This window comes from Acinetobacter sp. 228, from assembly GCF_048147885.1.
Genome location: NZ_JAYWYV010000506.1, coordinates 1 through 1,112 on the forward strand (window position 1 = coordinate 1; position 1,112 = coordinate 1,112).

A 1,112-nucleotide genomic window follows, 5' to 3' on the forward strand; every position below is an offset into this window, starting at 1 on the left:
TTCCAATATATTGGGACAGGAACAAATAGATTTATTAACCACACGCGGATTAAATTTCGTATGGTTTCCAAAGCAACTTGAAACGATATATCGTTTTCAATATCAAAATGGTGCAGCCTATGAGTTTCGCTATAGAGCACCTATTATTTTAATATTATATTTATTTTTAAGCTTTGGTATATACCAAGTTTTACCAACCGAACAAGTTTTATCCTGGTTAAGCTATTATTCTTGGGTAGGCATAATTGTTTTAATCGCTTGGATTTTATCATTTATTAAAAAATTAAATCAGTGGTTTGATTATTATGTCGGAATTTGTTCTGCCGCTGCCGTTGCCATAACATTTATTTTAATTAACGTTTTAGAAAATGGCCAAGATAATGTACTTTTTCATGCAGCAATGATGTATGCCATTGTGATTATTTATACTGCCATTATTGCAGGATGGGTCGGTGGTCTTATTGGTATTTTGGTAAGTACCTATTTGAACGGAGACATAGACTGGACCTTCCTGAACCGTACCTATACGTTTAGTAGTTTCTTAGGCATGACCCTTGCCTATGCTACGGATCGTCAGCACCGTGAAAACTATTTACAAAACTGTATGATTGAGCTCAACCGTATTGAACTCATGCAACAAGCTCAACAACTGGCACTGCTTTCTCAACAAGATGCTTTAACCGGGCTTGCTAACCGACGTTATCTTGATGAAACACTTGATAATGAATGGCGACGCGCATTACGCCATGAGACTCCTCTTACTATTATGATGGTTGATATCGACTTCTTTAAACCATATAACGATAGCTTAGGCCATCTCAAGGGTGATCAGTGTTTAAAAGATATTGCGACTGCAATTTCCTCAATCGCTGCTCGTAGTGGCGATTTGGTTGCCCGTTATGGCGGTGAAGAATTCTTACTTCTATTCCCAATGACAAATGCACAACAAGCCAAAATTCAGGCCGAAAGATTAATGAATGCAATTAAGAAAATTGCTATTGTTCATCCATGTAGTAGTGTTTCACCATACGTAACCATTAGTGTTGGCGTAGCGACCACAATTCCACGTTTAAATGATTCAATTTCTGCTTTTGTTAGTCGTGCTGATCATG

General features: G+C 37.3%; 1 protein-coding gene. It reads left to right on the forward strand.

The window, feature by feature from the left end; translation table 11 throughout:
- Positions 1–1,112, forward strand: a 1,112-nt coding sequence (locus VXQ92_RS20265) for a GGDEF domain-containing protein (protein ID WP_416682994.1), incomplete at both ends; no start/stop codon positions are given.